This window comes from Eximiradius proteiniborus, from assembly GCF_058546985.1.
Genome location: NZ_CM178592.1, coordinates 2,330,137 through 2,347,916 on the forward strand (window position 1 = coordinate 2,330,137; position 17,780 = coordinate 2,347,916).

Here is a 17,780-nt window from a genome sequence, read left to right on the forward strand (position 1 = left end):
TGAGATTTGAATATGACTGCAACAATTTCTTCCATAGCTCATTATCTGCCACCAGATGTTTACGACAATTCCTACTTTGAGAGCTATCTCGATACAAGCAACGAATGGATACTCGAACGCACCGGTATCCACCAAAGACGTTTCGCTAAATCTGGTGCTACAAGCGACCTGATTGTTCCTGCTGCGGAACAATGTATTGCCAAACGTGGCATTTCCAAAGATGATATAGACTGTATTATTGTAGCTACTGTTACTCCGGATCATTTCTTCCCATCTACTGCTGCTGTGGTTCAAAATAAACTGGGATTGAAAAACGCTTGGGGGTTCGACCTCTCAGCTGCTTGTTCCGGATTTGTCTTTGCTCTTACTACTGCCGCTGGATTAGTTGAAAGTGGCGTCTGCCGCAATGTCCTTCTTTGTGGTGCAGATAAAATGAGCTCTATTGTGAACTTTCAGGATCGCAACCAGGCAATTCTTTTCGGTGATGGTGCCGGGGTTTGCCTTATTGAAAAATCTAATGACGACTCGATGGGTGTGCTTGACCATATTCTGCATCTTGATGGTTCCGGCGGACAATACCTGCATATGGTTGCTGGTGGTAGTTTCAAACCAGCTTCAGCAGAAACTGTTGCCAACGGCGAACATTACATCTATCAGGATGGAAAGAATGTTTTCAAATATGCTGTTGTAGGTATGGCAGAAGTTACTGTCGAAATTATGAAACGCAATAATCTAAAAAGCGAAGATATTAATTGGCTCGTTCCTCATCAGGCTAATCTTCGTATTATTACTGCTACTGCTGAACGTATGGGATTGTCCCGCGAACAAACTATGGTTAATATTGACAAGTATGGCAATACTACTGCTGCCACAATTCCAATCTGTTTATCCGAATGGCTCGAAAAAGGCTTACTAAAAAAAGGTCATAATGTTATTTTGGCAAGCTTTGGAGCTGGATTTACTTGGGGTTCAGTTTATTTAAAATGGAATATGAATGATTAACGGAGGTATTATGAAAACTGCTTTGCTCTGCTCGGGTCAGGGATCGCAATATGTTGGAATGATGAAAGATTTATTTGATAATTCAAATATAGCTAAAGAAATCATTCAAAAAGCAGACGAAATATTAGATTTCTCTCTTTCTGAAATTTGCTTCAATGGTCCAATGGATGTTTTGAAGCAAACTCGTTTCACTCAGCCTGCTATTTTTCTGCATTCAGCTGTTCTTTATGAATTACTGAAAGAAAAACTTGCCTTTGATGCAGTTGCCGGACATTCAGTTGGTGAATATGCTGCTTTATATATAGCTGGTGTAATTGAATTTGAAGACGCTATTCGCCTTGTTTCTCTTCGCGGACAGCTTATGTATTCCGCTGGTGAAGAACTTCCCGGCACTATGTTTGCCGTCCTCAATCTTGATGATGATAAAGTTATTGAAGTGTGCAATAAACTTAATCAAAACAACAACGATGCTGTGGTTGTTGCTGCTAACTTCAATTCGCCAGGTCAGGTGGTCGTTTCTGGCTCACGTGATTATCTCAGAAACAACGTTAATGCATTCAAAGAAGCAGGTGCTAAATTAGTTAAAGAATTAGTGGTTAGCGGTGCTTTCCATTCTCCGCTTATGAAACCTGCCCAACTTGAACTTGAAAAAGCTATCAATACTATCGAGTTCAAAAATGCAAAAGTTCCTGTTTATTCTAATGTGTATGCTAAGCCCCTGACTAACGCCGATGAAATTAAAAATGCCCTGATTGCCCAACTAACTGCTCCTGTGCTTTGGACTCAGTCTCTTCGTCAAATGTTCGACGATGGTATTACCCGCTTTGTCGAACTTGGTCCCGGTCAGGTGATCCAAGGGCTTGTAAAACGCACATTAGAAAATGTTGAGATTTTAGGTTACGATAAATTTGATGATTTGCAAAAGTAAAATTTTTAGTATATTTAACTTTTTAATTTGTGGTAATTTATGCAAAGATTTGAAAATAAAATAGCAGTTATTACAGGCGGTTGTCGGGGTATAGGCAAGGCTATTGCTGAAAGATTTGCCCGCGAAGGTGCTTTCGTTTATGCACTTGATTACCGTATTCCTGATGAAAATGAAGTATTCATCGAAGATGCTGCAATTCGCGATAGAATTGTTCCTATGCAAGCCGATGTTACTTCATTCGATTCCATTCAGAAAGTCGTTGATGATATACTTGCCAAATCATCGCGTATTGATATTCTTGTCAATAACGCCGGCATCACTCGTGATAATCTTCTAATGCGTATGAGCGAAGACGAATGGGATGCTGTCCTGAATACAAACTTGAAAGGTGCCTTTATCTGCACAAAGGTTGTCTCCCGTCCTATGATGAGCCAACGCTACGGAAGAATTATTAACATAGGTTCAGTTGTCGGCACTATGGGCAACGCTGGACAAGCTAATTACTCTGCTTCCAAAGCAGGAATGATTGGCTTTACCAAATCTATTGCTCGCGAACTTGCTTCTCGCAACATTCTTGTTAATCTTGTTGCTCCGGGATATGTTCGCACCCCAATGACTGATAAATTAACTGATGAGCAAAAAAATGCTTTCTTAGTTAATATCCCTCTCAAACGTGTTGCTGAACCAGAAGATATTGCTGCAGCAGTTACCTTCCTTGCAAGCGACGACGCAAGCTATATCACTGGTCAGGTGCTTCACGTCAATGGCGGTATGTTGATGGAATAATTTCCCTTTTTTCTATATTTTTTTTTGTTTAACTTTTTTTTAGGAGTTCAAAATGGACGAATTAAGAGCAAAAGTAAAAGAAATTATTGTAAAAAAACTTGGTGTCGAAGAATCTCAAATCACTGACGAAGCTTCATTCACAAAAGATTTGGGTGCTGATTCATTAGACACAGTAGAACTCATTATGGAATTCGAAAAAGAATTCAATGTTCAAATTGAAGATAGCGAAGCTGAGAAAATCCAAACTGTTGGCGATGTTCTCAATTTCCTTTCTTCAAAAAAATAATTTTGTATTGTTAAATTAAAACATACGGCGGAGAGTTATGCCGAAATATAATTTCCCACGTGTTGTTATCACAGGAATGGGTGCCGTTACTCCTATTGGCAACAACCTTGCTGAATACAAGCAAGGTTTGCTCGAAGGGCGTAGCGGTTCTGCTCCTATCACACGTTTTGATGCATCAAATTTCGATACGAAATTCGCTTGTGAAGTTAAAAACTTCGACCCACTTCAATACATTAATCGAAAAGAAGTTCAGCGAATGGATATGTTCACCCACTTCGCTATTGCCGCCGCCGCTATGGCTATCGAAGACGCCAATTTGGACGTCGAAAAAATCAATCGTGAGCGTGCAGGTGTAGTCCTTGGCTCCGGTATCGGTGGTATGTGGACGTATCATTACCAACAAGAAGAACTTTATAAGCGTGGCGGAAATCCTGATAGGATTTCTCCTTTTTTTGTGCCAATGCTTATTTCTGATATCGCTGCCGGACACATTGCTATTCGCTGGGGACTTAAAGGTCCAAATTATGGTACTGTATCTGCTTGTGCTACTTCCTCTCACTCGATTGCTGATGCTTTGATGCTATTGCAACGCGGTGATGCAGATATTATGATTACTGGTGGTAGTGAAGCAGTTGTTTGTCCTATGGGAGTTGGTGGTTTTAATGCTCTTAAAGCTTTATCCACTCGCAATGATTCCCCGGAAACAGCCAGTCGTCCGTTCGACCGCGACCGCGATGGCTTTGTTATCGGTGAAGGTGCAGGTGTCCTTGTCCTCGAAACATTAGAACACGCTATCAGCCGCGGCGCTCGTATCTATGCTGAAGTTGCTGGCTTCGGTCTTACTGACGATGCATACCACATCACTCAGCCGGCTGCCGGTGGCGAAGGTGCTGTTCGTTCTATGAAACTTGCTATCGAGGATGCTGGTCTTGTTCCTGATGATATTGATTATATCAATGCCCACGGAACATCCACTCCTTTCAACGATAAAACCGAAACGGCTGCTATCAAAACTGTTTTCGGTGAACGTGCTTACAAAATCCCTGTAAGCTCAACTAAATCTATGACAGGACATCTTCTCGGTGCTGCTGGTGCTGTCGAGGCTATTGCTACTGCTCTGGCTATTTACGAAGGATTTTTGCCTCCGACTATTAATTATCAAACACCAGACCCCGAATGCGACCTGTATTATGTACCTAATAAGTCTGAAAAACGCCAGATTAAAGCTGCTCTCAGCAATACTTTCGGATTTGGCGGACATAATGCTACTATTTGTTTCAAAGCATTCGAAATGTAGTCTTTGGACAAATGAAAGACTTATTTAATAAATTGTTTTCTACTTTTTCTAAGATTCTTAATCTTAGAGCTCTCGATACAAATGCCAATCACCCGGACTTTTTCCCGGTGGTTGGCTTTTTGTCTACTGATAAAAAATCAGAACTCGAAAATATTCTTCAGACTAAAATCAATTACGTTGGTATTTTTGAGCAGGCTCTTACTCATCGCTCATATCTTACTGTTATTGGTTCAGAAGGTGGCTTTCGTTCAAACGAAAGATTGGAATTTTTGGGCGATTCCTTGCTCAATCTAATCGTCTCTGATTTTTTATTTAAATCTAATCCGGAATTCAGCGAAGGCGAACTTACTAAACTTCGTTCTCGTTTGGTCAATAGTCATTCGCTCTCTCATTGTGGGTTCTCTCTCGGTATTGATAAATTCATTATGCTTAGCTTCAGTGCCGAGAAAGCGCTCAAAGATGGTAGCGATTCAATTGTTGCTGACTCTATCGAAGCAATTATTGCCGCTATTTACTTGGATTCTGGTTTTCAAAACGCTCGACGCTTTGTTGTTGAAGTCTTGGTTCCTATTATTGTTCAGTCTAATCTGATTGTTGATACTAATTATAAAAGCCTATTGCTCGAAAAAGTTCAAAGTTTAGGATTTCCCTCACCTGTTTATAAAGTCCTGTCCGAAAGCGGTCCCGACCATTGCAAACATTTCGAAGTAGGTGTCTACGTCGAAAATATTCTTTTAGGAACAGGAAGCGGAAAAAATAAAAAATCTGCTGAGCAAGAGGCTGCTCACAATGCTATTGAACTTAATTTATTCACTAATATAAAAGAAAAGTGCGATGGAAAAGTTGATAATTGAAAAATCTCGCCCCGGCAGACGCGGCTATACTCTGCCACAACTCGATGTTCCTGCTGCTGAATTATCCAATCTCGTGCCTGATAAATTTTTACGCAAAAGCGAACCAAATTTGTCCGAAATTAGCGAAAATGAAGTTTCTCGCCATTTCGTGAAACTCTCAAAACTTAATTATTCTATCGAAGATGGAGTCTATCCGCTTGGCTCCTGCACTATGAAATACAACCCAAAAGTTAATGAAAAAGTAGCTTCGATGCCAGGTTTTGCTGAAATTCATCCTTGCTCCCAAGACGAACACGTTCAGGGGGCTTTGCGCGTGATTTATGAATGCGGTGAATTCCTTAAAGAAGTAACAGGTTTGCAAGGTGTTACTCTCCAACCATCTGCTGGTTCCCAAGGCGAACTTACAGGAATTCTGCTGTTCCGTGCATACCACAAAGACCGCGGTGATGACAAACGAAACGTTATCCTTATTCCTGATTCTGCTCACGGAACAAACCCTGCATCTGCTGCTATCGCCGGCTTCCAGGTCGTTACAGTTAATAGTCTTCCTGATGGTCGCATTGATATTAACGACCTTCGAAGCAAAGTTAATGATACTGTTGCCGGATTTATGATTACCAATCCTAATACAGTGGGCGTATTCGAAACAAATATTCGTGAAATTGAGCAAATTATTCACGGTTGTGGCGGACTTATGTATATGGACGGTGCTAATCTAAATGCACTGCTCGGTATTGTCCGTCCCGGCGATATGGGATTCGATTGTGTTCATATCAACTTGCATAAAACTTTCTCTACTCCTCACGGTGGCGGTGGTCCTGGTTCAGGTCCTATCTGCGTAAGTGAAAAACTTATCCCGTTCCTTCCTGTTCCTCAGGTTCAAAAGGAAGGGGAAAAATTCGTTATTGTTCGCAATACAGAAAAAACAATCGGTAGTATGCACGCATTTTTTGGTAACTACGGTGTGGTCGTTCGTGCCTATACTTATATGCGTATGCTCGGAAAGGAAAATCTTCGCCGCATTAGTGAAAACGCTATTATCAACGCAAACTATCTGATGAAATTAATCGAACACGAATATCTGATGCCTTACAAAGAATTTTGTATGCACGAATTCGTCTGTTCAGCCGATTATCAAAAAGAATATGGTGTTTCAGCTAAAGATATTGCAAAACGTCTTCTTGACTATGGTTTCCACGCTCCTACTATCTACTTCCCGCTTATTGTTCACGAAGCTATGCTTGTAGAACCTACCGAAACCGAGTCAAAAGAAAATCTTGAACTTTTTGCCGAAGCTTTAATCAAAATTTCAAACGAAGCTAAAACTAACAAAGAACTTGTTCTTTCGGCTCCGACTACTACCCCGGTAAGAAGATTAGACGATGCTCTTGCTGCTCGCAAGATTAACGTAAGATGGTAGTACTTACAAGTATATTAATAAATAAAAAAAGAGGCTGATTTCCAGCCTCTTTTTTGATGATTTTTCTATTTTTTCTTTATCCATTCTATAATCGTTTTTATAACTTCATCGCTTACATTTCCTTCTTTCTCGTAGTCTGCAGGTTTGGATTTTTGGGGCGAATATACCATCAGATGATTTAGTTTTGGAAACATTTTGAATGAAACATTTTTCTTGTTACCAAGATTTTTCTTCCATAAATCGAATTCTAATGGTAATATTTGATAGTCATTTTCAGCAGCTAATATAAGAATAGGTATTTCAAGCTTTTTCGCTACTTCTACCGGATCGTATTTCGTTAAGTCTTTCCAGTATTTTGCAGGAAGCATTAGTAGTAACGAATCACGAGAAGTCGAATCTGTAAACTCTCCCTTTTCGAGCATTCCAACCTGTCTGCGAACTTTACTTAATTCATTTGCTTCATAATCATTCACTCTTCCATCCAAATTAAAGATATAATCATATTGATCCACCACTACTTGATGAAGCTTGCGTGCATTCCCGTTCATTATTATGATTCCGGATATCCCGCTGTAAGATTGTGCTATGCGTGGTGCAATATGTCCACCAAGACTGTGCCCTAACACATATATTTTATACGGATCAACATAATCTTGTTCCTGAAGAAAGGCAACCGCTTTGATTGCATCCTCCATCGTTTCTTCCCAGACTGTTAAATTATCATAATTCTGAGCGATTTTGCTCGGATATTCACGGGTTCGCTTCTCGTAGCGAAACACTACTATTCCATTGCTCGAAAGTCCGTATGCAATGTCTCTAAATACTTTGTGCCCGCCTATTGTTTCGTCCATATCGTTTGGTCCTGAACCGTGAACCAACACAACTGCTGGAAATTGCCCGCCTCTTCTGGGAATTGTAACTTTTGCTGGCAGTTCCCAACCTGGAACTCCAAATGTTGTTTCTATTTCGTAAAACTTTGTTGTGTCAGCATAATTTGGCAAACTGAAAGAATAATCTCGAGCAAACGGAACAAACAACATCGCCGATATTTTCTGCGCTTCATCAACAACTATTCTACAATTAAGCGAATCACTTTCAAAATAGAATTTAATGAGATATATGTTGTTCTTTAAAGATTTTTGTTTTTCCGGTGTACCGAATTTAACTACTTTTCCGTAACGACTGTCAAGTTGAAGCCAGAAATCTTTCGTCTTATCTGCCGATAGATATTTCAATGCTCCTTCTGCTACCAATTTTTCTGCTTCTGAAAATTTTTCTTGTTTCAACAAATTCAAAAATTTCAATGCTATTTGTTCTGGTTCCTCTGAATAAACTGAATTGACCATAATTATTATTGATAAAGCCAAAAAAAACAGCGTTTTTTTCACCTTTTTGCCTCCTTAATTTATTTTAGCTTTTTTGACGACTATATTTCGTCCAATAAACATACCGATTCCATCTCCTTTTATATTCCAACGAACGTTTGACCCAACATTGCCAAAAATATCATCGTCGCTGTTACCATTATTTCGAGTTATAAAATAATCATAATATTGTTTATCATAACTCAAAATTACAAATTTATAATTATTTAATTCTTTTTTTATTCCAAGTGAATCATTCCCACCAATATATGTGAAAATTATTTTAAGTCTATTATCTGGGGTGCGACGTGAATAAGTAAATATCTCATCGTAATTCCCATAAATAATATTGTTGAACGATATGCCTGTTGTATAAACATATTTTTCGTTAGGTGTGATATATGTATATACAGTTGCTCTGTAATAGTCTTCAAAAATTGTTGCCTCTTTTTGAAACTCAACAAAAACTTCATCGAAACCTACTTGTTCAGGAACGATTGTTTCACCGTATGCCTTGTGATGTTTCCAGTAAGCATATAATTTATATAGTTTTCCGGACTGTGCTGTTAATTTCGAATTATAGTAACCGTTTTTGTATGTTAATGTATCAAGCTGTTCACCATCATCGATTATCAAAACAGCATCATTCACTAATGCTTTCTCAACAGTGTAATTTTCCAACGGCGGTATAGTTCTTTCAACCCGAATGTTGCCGATTTTCTCTCCGGCTTCGAGAACCGCTCTTATTACCAATTGTTCCCGATATGGTAAAGTTATTCCTGTTACTTCTTCTTCGCACGATGATAATCCTAACCCAATTAATAAAATCAGAAAGAAATATATTTTTTTCATTATTTCACCTATATTTTAAAACTTAATCCAATTGTAGGAATAAGCGGGAATAAAGTTAGCTGTTTTAATTTTTTTGTTTCTGTTGTGCCGTCATAATCAGTTGAAATATACCAGGCAAATGGATTGCGTCTGTTGTAAGCATTGTAGATGTTCAATGAAACTGTCCACGGCAGCGAAAACCACTCAAAATGATGAAGGAAATTTACATCTAATTTGTGAAATGCAGGCAAACGCGCCCCGTTTCGTTCAGTATATTGATATTTTATATCTTCGTAATCAGTCAAACCTATTTCTTCGAAACGGAAAGAACCTGTTGGCATAGTATAAGCCTGACCTGTCCCATAATACCACGTTGCACCAATTTCCCAGGACGGACTTATTTCGTAAACTAATACTATATTTACATCGTGCCGGCGATCATACCTTGGATAAAATGGTTTTCCTTCGTTAAGTTCTTTAAATTTTCGCTTAGCCCATGATAATGTATAGCCTATCCATCCTGTAAAATTTCCCAAACGTTTATTAAAAAATACTTCTACACCGTATGCTTCTCCGTTGCCTCGAGTAAATTGATTTTCAAGTGGTATTCCAAAAGAAAATGTTGCTGAATCTTTATATTCATATAAATTATTCATTTTCTTATAGTATCCCTCTAACGAAAGTAAATATTTGCCTTCGTCAAATAGTTGTTCCACACCAATTACAGTCTGAGTAGAACGGCTTGGAAGAACATTCTTCGTCGACGGAAACCAAAGGTCTGTCATTACCGAAATATCATTTCGTATTATCAGGTGCAGAAACTGATGTGCCATTGAAAATGATGTTTTAATACTTGTTTTATCTGCTAATTTATAAGTTGCGGAAAATCTCGGCTCAAACCGGATATAATCAGCCTCTTCAAAATAATATAATCTCGAACCAATATTTGTAGCTAACCTATCTGTAACATCCCATTCGTCCTGTAAATAACACGATAGTTCTATGCTTGTCGCATCTTTACTGTTAAATGGAATTTCTAAATTGTTTTCGAAATTGAAAGCTGTTTTAGCTAAAAAACGATGGTTTATTGCTTCCAATCCTGTCTTTATCTTGTGGTTTTTTTCAGGAAAGTATTGTGCTTCAGCTCGGAAAGTCCAATCGCGAATTTGTGATTTGCTTATGAAATTGTTCGCAATATTCTTTTTGTCGTAAATATCTGTTCGGAAAGTATAATCAGTATAAATCAGCGAAAAGTTTGTAAATAATAATGGCGATACAATATATAACCATCGAAGATTTGACGTCTTGTTTCCCCAGTTAATATCAAACTTCATATCCTCATCATTGGGAGATTCCAATACATCCCGACATAAAAATCCACTAAGAAATATGTGAGAATTTTCCGAAACCTTATAATTTACTTTTGCATTCACATCATAAAAATAATAATTGGGCACTTCATCTTTTGGAACAAACATAGAAGTAAGCACGTCGAAATACATCCGTCTTCCAGACAACATAAACGAAGCATTTTCGCTGATGGGTCCCTCTATTGCCAGTCGCGAACTTATCAAACTAATACCTCCATCTGCTGAAAAACGGTCTTTTCTACCTTCCTTCATTGTCATATCCAGAACGCTCGATAGCCGCCCACCATATTCAGCCGGAAAAGCACCTTTAATTAGCTTTATATCTCTAAGTGCATCGCCATTAAATACACTCAAAAATCCCCCTAAATGATTTGGATTATAAACAATAACCCCATCAAGCAGATACAGATTTTGGTCTGGTGAACCTCCTCTGATGTATAATCCGCTCGATAGTTCGCTCGATTGCTTCACTCCCGGCAGAGTTTGCAATGCCCTGAATACATCTGTTTCGCCTCCGAGCGACGGTAATTTGAAAATAAAACTTGGTGCTATATTTACTGTTGATATTCTTGATATTGCTTCCTCAGAAGAACGCTCTGCTGTTACCAATACTTCGTCCGTTACTACATCAGCCGTCTTCATTTTTATGTTCAGGCGTAAATTTTCTCCCTCTTTTAGTCTGATTTTCTTAGAAAATTGCTGGTATCCAACTCCTTTGGCTACTAAATAGTATTCCCCCGGTAATATTTGCGAGAAACTATAATAACCAAATTTATTAGTATAAGTTCCACGAAATGGTTTACTTGATATAGAGTCTTTATACAATACAACAGTCAGAGAAATAATATACTCGCCTGTTTTCTCTTCAGATACTGTTCCCGATATCGTTCCAGTTGAACTTTGGCAGAATATTTTTCCCACTACTGCAATCAATAAAAAAACAAATAGATATTTTTTCATACTCTCCTTTTATTAATCTTTGATTCTTTCTTAAACGTATATAGTTATAATAAAGTTTCAAAATATTCGTTGAAATAAACAAGACTAAATATTTTGTTAGGATAAATTAACTTTTTGGATAATACAGTTAATATGTTTAATTTTGCTTTAGATTATTATTTTGTTTCACATTTATATAAGGGGTTATTATGAAAAAATTATTTTTGGGATTTTTCGTTGCAACTTTTCTTCTTTCGCTCAATCTTTTTGCTGAAAATATAAAAGATGCAAAATTTTCAGTCAATATGACCTGCGAAACTTGCAAAGGTAAAATCGAAAAAACTTTAAAAGCCGAAAAAGGTGTTGTAAAATACAATACCGATTTAGCTTCTAAAACAGTTAGCGTTTCTTATGATGCTGATAAAACTAACGAAGAAAATATTAAAAAATCCATCGCTAAATTAGGCTACACTGTTGGAAACGTAACTGAAATCAAAGCTACTAAAACCGATGTGAAGTCCTCTAATTCTGGTTGCAGCAAAAATTGCACTGGTTCAAAAGATAAAAAGTGCAACGACTAATCTAAAAAGCAATCAATTATCATTTAAATATTAATAAGAGCGGGAATTTCTCTCGCTCTTTTGTTTTTATTAATAGATTTGAGTCAATCGTCAAATAATTAATCAAATAACAGCTACAAATTAATTACTATTTTAATGATAAATTATCGGTTATTTAATTTCTACAGCATTTTTCATTTAAAAGCGTTTTTCTTTTATAGCAATTTTCTTAAATTATAGTGTTTGTATCTTTTCACAATTATTGGTGTAATAATGACTGCCGAAGATGTAATCAAAAAATTAAATTTAGTTCCTCATCCCGAAGGTGGTTATTTCCGCGAAACTTATCGTTCCGACGAAAAAATTTCTAAGCTTGCACTACCCGATAGATATTCCGGCGATAGAGTGTTTTCTACTGCTATCTATTTTCTTCTTCAAAGCAGTGAAAATCATCTTGTCCATAGACTAAAAAGCGATGAAATATGGCACTTTTATTTAGGCTCACCTTTGCTTATTCGCTACTATCAAAACGAAAACGATATTAATGAAGTGATTCTCGGAAATAATCTTTTAAATAATGAGGTTCCACAATTGCTTATTCCTCGAATGCATTGGATGGTTGCTCGTCCGCTCGAAAAGAATTCATTTTCTTTGGTCGGATGCACAAACGCTCCCGGATTCGAATTCGACGATTTCGAGATTAAGCAAGATTAAAGATTAATGCCATATTCATTTTCAAAAAATTTTCGCAGATATTTGCCTGTATGAGAATTTTTTGTCTTTGCAATACGTTCGGGAGGTCCCTCAGCAACTATTTTACCTCCAAATTCTCCTGCTTCCGGACCTAAATCAATAATCCAGTCTGCCGCAGAAATAATATGAAGATTGTGCTCTATCACTACTACTGAGTGTCCCTTGTCCACCAACTCCTGAATTGCCATAAGTAGTTTCGAAATATCATCAAGATGCAATCCAGTTGTTGGTTCATCGAAAATAAACAAAGTGTGCCCTTCTACTGTCGAATCCAAATGAGTTGCAAGCTTTATTCTTTGACTTTCACCTCCTGAAAGCATAGAACTTGATTGACCTAATTTCAGGTATCCAAGCCCAACTTTTTGCAATATTCCTAATTTATTTACAATTTTTGGATGATCGTAGAAAAAAACTGCTGCTTCGTCTATTGTCATATCCAGTACATCTACAATATTTTTCCCGTTGTAATAAATATTGCGTGCTTCTTTTTTGTAGCGGGTTCCTCCACAAGCTTCGCATACAAGGCGAACATCCGGAAGAAATTGCATATCAACAGTTACATAACCTTCCCCTTCACATACGTCGCAACGTCCACCCGGCACATTGAACGAAAAATAGCCGGGACGAAGCCCTAATTGCCGGGCTGCTTGTGTCTGAGCAAATACTTCTCTGATTGTATCAAAAACTTTTGTATATGTTGCAGGTGTTGAACGTGTTGATATAGCAATGTTCGATTGATCTACCATCTCTACAAATTTTATCTTTTCACTTCCGCTGATTTTAGAAAACTGTCCGACTTCGCTTGAAGGAGACCCACTTTGTTTTTTCAACCCTGCATAAAGCACATTGTAAACAAGCGACGATTTTCCGGAACCACTTACCCCAGTTACAACCACTAAAGCATTAAGCGGAAAAGAAACTTTCTCAATATCTAAATTATTATGTTTTACATTGAAAAATGAAATGCCTTCGTTGCTGATTTTACGACGTTGCCTCGGAAGTGGTATTTTCATCTTCCCTGATAAATATAATGCTGTTAGCGATTTCCCGCTTTTTTTCATTTCATCATAAGTTCCACTGAATACAATCTCTCCGCCAAAACTTCCTGCTCTTGGTCCAATATCTATTATATAATCTGCATTTCGAATAATATCCGGGTCGTGTTCTACTACTACAATAGTATTTCCAATGTTCCTTAGCTTAAAAAGAATATTCACTAATCTGTCTGTATCTCTTGGATGTAGCCCCTGACTTGGTTCATCAAGAACATACATCGTGCCAACAAGTGCCGAACCAAGTGCAGTAGCTAAATTAATTCTCTGACTTTCTCCTCCCGAGAGTGTATGCGAAAGTCTGGACAAAGTCAAATATCCAAGCCCTATATCAGCTAAAAGCTGCAATCTTTTGACTATTTCTTGAAGTATCTGGGATGCTACTTGCTCTTGGTAAGATGTGAGTTCCAGTGCTTGGAAAAAAACGAGTAATTTTTCAAGCGGGAGTTGAATAATTTCAGGAATATTTTTGCCACCGACGAACACCTGACGCGCCGAAGTACGCAACCGGGAACCGCCACAGTGCTTGCACCGGGTAAATCCACGATATTTGCTCAATATTATTCTATATTGAACTTTGTAATTATTCTCTTCGAGCATTTTAAAGAAACCATTTACTCCGTCATAAAGAGCATCCCCATCCCAAATTACTTTAAGTTCCTGTTCAGTTAGTTCATTGTAAGGCTTGCTTAAATCAATGTTGTTTCTCCGGCAAGCCTCTAAAAGTTCCTGTCGGTATTTTATAAACGATGGAGATTTTAATGGATAAATGGCATCTTTGCTTATTGGCAAATTCTTATTCGGAACTACCAACTCTTCGTCTATTCCCATTGTTCGTCCAAAACCCTGGCAATGCGGACACGCACCTTTTGGATTATTGAATGAAAATAGTCTCGGTTCCGGTTCTTCATAAACATATCCGCAATCTGCACATTCATAAATATCACTGAATTTCCGGATGGTTTTGGTCGTATCATTATATACTGCACAGCGTCCTTGACCTATATTGAAGGCTGTTTCAACAGAATCAATAAGTCTTGAACGTGTTTCTTCATCTTTTCGAAGTGCAAGCCTATCAACTACAAAATACAGATTACTTTCAAAACGTTGCCATTCAATAGATTGCTCGTGCAAGTCAATTACTTCGGAGGTCTTTATATTAATTACACGATTAATGCCTAATTTTTTTACTTTCTCCTCTTCATCCTCTATCTTTAGTAATGAATTTGGTGCAAAAAGAATGTATATTCTGGATCCTTCCCCCATTTCAAAAATGCTGTCCACTATCGACTGTGGTGAATCTTTGCTTATTGTTTTGCCACAACCATGACAAATTGAGATACCAATTCGTGCATATATTAATCGGATATAATCATAAATTTCAGTCGTTGTTCCAACTGTAGAACGTGGGTTTCTTGCAGGCGGGCTTTGCCCAATAGCAATTGCAGGAGGTAGCCCGGTGATACTATCAACATCTGGTTTGCTTATTCTTTCGAGAAACTGTCGTGCATATGCTGAAAGTGATTCAACAAATCGTCTTTGTCCTTCGGCATATAGCGTATCAAAAGCAAGCGAGGATTTTCCCGAACCGCTTACACCTGTTATTACTGTTAGTTGGTTTCTTGGTATTGCTACCGAAATGTTCTTTAAATTATGAGTGCGTGCATTCCTGATTTCAATATATTTTACTTTATTTTGTTCTTTGCTTCCTTTCATTACGAAATTTTTCTATATATAAAAGAGCAAAATTAAGACTAAAAAATGAGAAAAAAAATCTGTGAATTGTATTCATTAAAATAGAAAAATACTATTTACTTATTCGACAATTTGATTTTTCTTATCTACTAAGATGAAGATAAAAAAAGAACGTATATTACGACTAAGTAAGTGAAACTATTGAGTATTAAATCTACTTTTAGATAATATTATGCTTGCAAGTTATTCTAAAAAAAATTAATTTATTAATCAGATTTCTTTTTCACAATTTCGAAATAACTATGATAATCGATGACCTTCAAATGTCAGTAAAGAAAATATTGTCAACAGGTAATTATTTCCAGAATTTTATAATCTTTGTAATAATTTTTGCTGGCATATTAGCTGGTGTGCAAACAAATCACGAAATAAGCGAAAAATATCGACATTTTTTCCAAACAATTGATTACATAATTGTCGGTATTTTTATCGTTGAAATGTTTGTTTACATGCTCGAACACGGTAGGCGTCCACTTAGATATTTTCGGGATCCTTGGCATATCTTCGACTTCTCTATAATAGTTATTAGCTTAATTCCTATTATTATGCCAGATTCTAGCACTGAATTTATTGTTGTTTTTCGATTAGCTCGAATTTTAAGATTAGCAAGAGTTTTTGAAAAGATAAAAAATTTGAAACTAATTCTGCGAACTCTCTTTAGAGTTATTCCCTCGATGTTTTATGTTGTGATTCTATTGTTATTACTATTTTATGTTTATGGTGTTTCGGCAACTTATCTATTCGGACAGCACGCAACAGATGAATTCGGTACCTTATGGCGTTCAATGAAAACATTGTTATTTATTTCTTTCGAAGGTTGGTCCGGATTATACGATAGCGAAGGAATTACCGCCTTGTTAAACAATGGATTCCCGGAATGGTTATTTGCATTATTTTTTATTTCATTTCAATTAGTTGCTGCTTTAATATTCTTAAACTTATTTATTGGTATTATTACATCCGATATGGAATCTGTTCGTGAGGATGAAAAGCGTGGCAAATCCCCGTTATACTCCTCCGGTCATACACTTATTCTTGGATGGAGCAATAAAGTGTTCAGAATTATCGACGAGTTGCGAGTGGCTAATGATGAAAAGGAAAAAGCCGAAATCGTTATCCTTGCTGACAAAGACAAGTTAGATATGGATTACGAAATAAGTGAACATTTTGAAGGTTTTTCTACTACTAAAGTAATTACCAGAACAGGTGATTTTTGCAAAATCGACGATCTGCGTATGGTTAATGCCTGGAAAGCAAAATCAATTATTATTTTACATAATTTCGAAGATCCTGATTTTGATTATAAAATTTTGAAAGCTATTATTTCTTTATTCAACCATTATGATGTTGATAAGCACAGCTTCCATGTTGTTGCTGAGATGAAAGACAATAAAGTCATTGATATTGCTAAACAAGTCGATATAAATGGAAGATTAATTATTTTAGATTCCGAGGATTTTATTTCAAGATTGATTGCCAATGCTGCTATGAATCCATATATAAGCGGGGTCCTGTACGAAATATTAGGTTTCCAGGGAAGTGAATTATATGTTGTAGATATTGAAGAAAATCAAGTTGGTATGCCATACAAAGATTTAATCTACAAATACGAAGCTTCTTGCTTAGTTGGTTATATTAATGAAAGTGAATGTGTGTTAAATCCTCTCCCAGAATATGCATTTAACAAAAACGATAAATTAATCATTCTTGCACAGGATAGGTCTTCAATTAAGTATAACCTAAATTATCATCCAAATATTGATTTTGAAAAAATTTCTATAAAAGAGAAAAAAGAGTCAAATCATAATATTCTTATTATAGGCTACAATCCAAAACTTCCAAAAATTTTGTGCTATTTTATTGAATATATCAAAACAAATTGTATAATCAAGTTAGTATTAGGATGTGAAGAAGAGTTTAATATTTTAGTTGATGAAATTAAAGAAAGATCAGAAAATAAAGAAACATTTAGCGTTGATAATAACTCAATAATTATTAATTGCTGCAAAATTGAAACAATAGTGAAGCATTCTATTGATAGCGGCTTTATTTCTGACAATCTCAAAGGAATAAAAAATGTTCTTTTGCTTGCCGATACTGAAACCTACGAAAATATTGATGAAATTGACACCAAAACACTTGTGAACCTGTTATTGCTCAAAAGAATAGAGGATTATGATAATTTTGATTTCTCAATTATTACTGAATTTTTGGATGATGATAATAGAAAAATTTCTAATAATAATCATATTACAGATTTTATCGTAAGTTCTAATATTATATCACCGGTTATAGCTCAATTATCAGAGGATATGCATTTAGATAGAGTGTTCGATATTTTATTTACTAGTGAAGGTTCTGAATTATATTTACGTGATGCTTGTGATTATGTTGTTGCTGAACATAAGCTGACCTTTGCAACTATTGTCGAAGCTTCATTACAAAAAAACGAAACCTGTGTCGGAATTATTAAAACTCTTGATAATTCTAATGGTGTTTGTTATTATCTGAACCCCAAAAAATCTGATACCTTTATTTTAAGTGATAAAGATAAACTAATTGTCCTTGCTGAAGAAGCTTGAT

At 36.6% G+C, this 17,780-nt stretch carries 14 protein-coding genes; 10 read left to right on the forward strand and 4 right to left on the reverse strand.

Annotated features, from left to right (window positions below):
* Positions 1–12: 12 nt before the first annotated feature.
* The 7 genes from ACY2LT_RS09530 to gcvPB are packed head-to-tail and all read left to right on the forward strand — an operon-like array spanning position 13 to position 6,573.
* Positions 13–1,002: a beta-ketoacyl-ACP synthase III gene (locus ACY2LT_RS09530; RefSeq protein WP_491815380.1), complete on the forward strand. Its 990-nt coding sequence runs from the start codon at positions 13–15 to the stop codon at positions 1,000–1,002.
* A gap of 10 nt (positions 1,003–1,012) precedes the next feature.
* Positions 1,013–1,930, forward strand: coding sequence for an ACP S-malonyltransferase (gene fabD / locus ACY2LT_RS09535; protein WP_491815382.1), 918 nt, complete (start codon positions 1,013–1,015; stop codon positions 1,928–1,930).
* A 39-nt stretch (positions 1,931–1,969) separates the two neighbouring features.
* Entirely contained in the window at positions 1,970–2,716 is a 747-nt protein-coding gene (gene fabG / locus ACY2LT_RS09540) for a 3-oxoacyl-[acyl-carrier-protein] reductase (RefSeq protein ID WP_491815383.1), read from the forward strand.
* Between the two features lie 52 nt (positions 2,717–2,768).
* Positions 2,769–3,002, forward strand: a complete 234-nt coding sequence (locus ACY2LT_RS09545; protein ID WP_491815384.1) for an acyl carrier protein — start codon at positions 2,769–2,771, stop codon at positions 3,000–3,002.
* Between the two features lie 37 nt (positions 3,003–3,039).
* Positions 3,040–4,299 (forward strand): beta-ketoacyl-ACP synthase II, encoded by a 1,260-nt coding sequence (fabF, locus tag ACY2LT_RS09550; RefSeq protein ID WP_491815385.1) that lies wholly within the window; start codon positions 3,040–3,042, stop codon positions 4,297–4,299.
* Positions 4,300–4,310: 11 nt separating this feature from the next.
* A complete protein-coding gene (gene rnc / locus ACY2LT_RS09555) occupies positions 4,311–5,153 on the forward strand; it encodes a ribonuclease III (RefSeq protein ID WP_491815387.1) in 843 nt (280 codons plus the stop codon).
* The gene (gene gcvPB / locus ACY2LT_RS09560; protein ID WP_491815388.1) at positions 5,134–6,573 is read left to right on the forward strand and encodes an aminomethyl-transferring glycine dehydrogenase subunit GcvPB; all 1,440 of its coding nucleotides are present in this window, start codon (positions 5,134–5,136) and stop codon (positions 6,571–6,573) included. Before rnc ends, gcvPB begins: the two co-directional genes overlap by 20 nt.
* Positions 6,574–6,638: 65 nt before the next feature.
* On the opposite strand, the gene ACY2LT_RS09565 is transcribed toward gcvPB, so the two are convergent.
* The 3 genes from ACY2LT_RS09565 to ACY2LT_RS09575 are packed head-to-tail and all read right to left on the reverse strand — an operon-like array spanning position 6,639 to position 11,098.
* Positions 6,639–7,961 carry an alpha/beta fold hydrolase gene (locus tag ACY2LT_RS09565; protein ID WP_491815390.1) on the reverse strand — a complete coding sequence of 441 codons (1,323 nt, stop codon included), beginning with the start codon at positions 7,959–7,961 and terminating at the stop codon, positions 6,639–6,641.
* 12 nt (positions 7,962–7,973) lie between these two features.
* On the reverse strand, positions 7,974–8,789 hold the full coding sequence (locus ACY2LT_RS09570) for a DUF4249 family protein (RefSeq protein WP_491815391.1): 816 nt from the start codon (positions 8,787–8,789) through the stop codon (positions 7,974–7,976).
* A gap of 8 nt (positions 8,790–8,797) precedes the next feature.
* Positions 8,798–11,098 carry a TonB-dependent receptor gene (locus tag ACY2LT_RS09575; RefSeq protein ID WP_491815392.1) on the reverse strand — a complete coding sequence of 767 codons (2,301 nt, stop codon included), beginning with the start codon at positions 11,096–11,098 and terminating at the stop codon, positions 8,798–8,800.
* 188 nt (positions 11,099–11,286) lie between these two features.
* Between ACY2LT_RS09575 and ACY2LT_RS09580 the strand changes: the two genes are divergently transcribed.
* Both ACY2LT_RS09580 and ACY2LT_RS09585 read left to right on the forward strand, forming a co-directional pair.
* On the forward strand, positions 11,287–11,658 hold the full coding sequence (locus ACY2LT_RS09580) for a heavy-metal-associated domain-containing protein (protein WP_491815393.1): 372 nt from the start codon (positions 11,287–11,289) through the stop codon (positions 11,656–11,658).
* A 252-nt stretch (positions 11,659–11,910) separates the two neighbouring features.
* Positions 11,911–12,351: a cupin domain-containing protein gene (locus ACY2LT_RS09585; RefSeq protein WP_491815394.1), complete on the forward strand. Its 441-nt coding sequence runs from the start codon at positions 11,911–11,913 to the stop codon at positions 12,349–12,351.
* On the opposite strand, the gene uvrA is transcribed toward ACY2LT_RS09585, so the two are convergent.
* Entirely contained in the window at positions 12,348–15,158 is a 2,811-nt protein-coding gene (gene uvrA, locus ACY2LT_RS09590; RefSeq protein ID WP_491815396.1) for an excinuclease ABC subunit UvrA, read from the reverse strand. The genes ACY2LT_RS09585 and uvrA overlap by 4 nt on opposite strands.
* 281 nt (positions 15,159–15,439) lie before the next feature.
* Here uvrA and ACY2LT_RS09595 point away from each other — a divergent pair, with 281 nt between their 5' ends.
* Positions 15,440–17,779: an ion transporter gene (locus tag ACY2LT_RS09595; protein ID WP_491815397.1), complete on the forward strand. Its 2,340-nt coding sequence runs from the start codon at positions 15,440–15,442 to the stop codon at positions 17,777–17,779.
* Position 17,780: the final 1 nt, after the last annotated feature.

What these genes read in the sequence shown, in the direction of transcription:
- rnc (WP_491815387.1), top strand. Translation starts at nt 4,311, where the DNA reads ATGAAAGACTTATTTAATAAATTGTTTTCTACTTTTTCTAAGATTCTT.
- fabG (WP_491815383.1), top strand. Translation starts at nt 1,970, where the DNA reads ATGCAAAGATTTGAAAATAAAATAGCAGTTATTACAGGCGGTTGTCGG.
- fabD (WP_491815382.1), top strand. Translation starts at nt 1,013, where the DNA reads ATGAAAACTGCTTTGCTCTGCTCGGGTCAGGGATCGCAATATGTTGGA.
- fabF (WP_491815385.1), top strand. Translation starts at nt 3,040, where the DNA reads ATGCCGAAATATAATTTCCCACGTGTTGTTATCACAGGAATGGGTGCC.
- uvrA (WP_491815396.1), bottom strand. Translation starts at nt 15,158, where the DNA reads ATGAAAGGAAGCAAAGAACAAAATAAAGTAAAATATATTGAAATCAGG.
- ACY2LT_RS09570 (WP_491815391.1), bottom strand. Translation starts at nt 8,789, where the DNA reads ATGAAAAAAATATATTTCTTTCTGATTTTATTAATTGGGTTAGGATTA.
- ACY2LT_RS09580 (WP_491815393.1), top strand. Translation starts at nt 11,287, where the DNA reads ATGAAAAAATTATTTTTGGGATTTTTCGTTGCAACTTTTCTTCTTTCG.
- ACY2LT_RS09575 (WP_491815392.1), bottom strand. Translation starts at nt 11,098, where the DNA reads ATGAAAAAATATCTATTTGTTTTTTTATTGATTGCAGTAGTGGGAAAA.
- ACY2LT_RS09585 (WP_491815394.1), top strand. Translation starts at nt 11,911, where the DNA reads ATGACTGCCGAAGATGTAATCAAAAAATTAAATTTAGTTCCTCATCCC.
- ACY2LT_RS09595 (WP_491815397.1), top strand. Translation starts at nt 15,440, where the DNA reads ATGATAATCGATGACCTTCAAATGTCAGTAAAGAAAATATTGTCAACA.
- ACY2LT_RS09545 (WP_491815384.1), top strand. Translation starts at nt 2,769, where the DNA reads ATGGACGAATTAAGAGCAAAAGTAAAAGAAATTATTGTAAAAAAACTT.
- gcvPB (WP_491815388.1), top strand. Translation starts at nt 5,134, where the DNA reads ATGGAAAAGTTGATAATTGAAAAATCTCGCCCCGGCAGACGCGGCTAT.
- ACY2LT_RS09530 (WP_491815380.1), top strand. Translation starts at nt 13, where the DNA reads ATGACTGCAACAATTTCTTCCATAGCTCATTATCTGCCACCAGATGTT.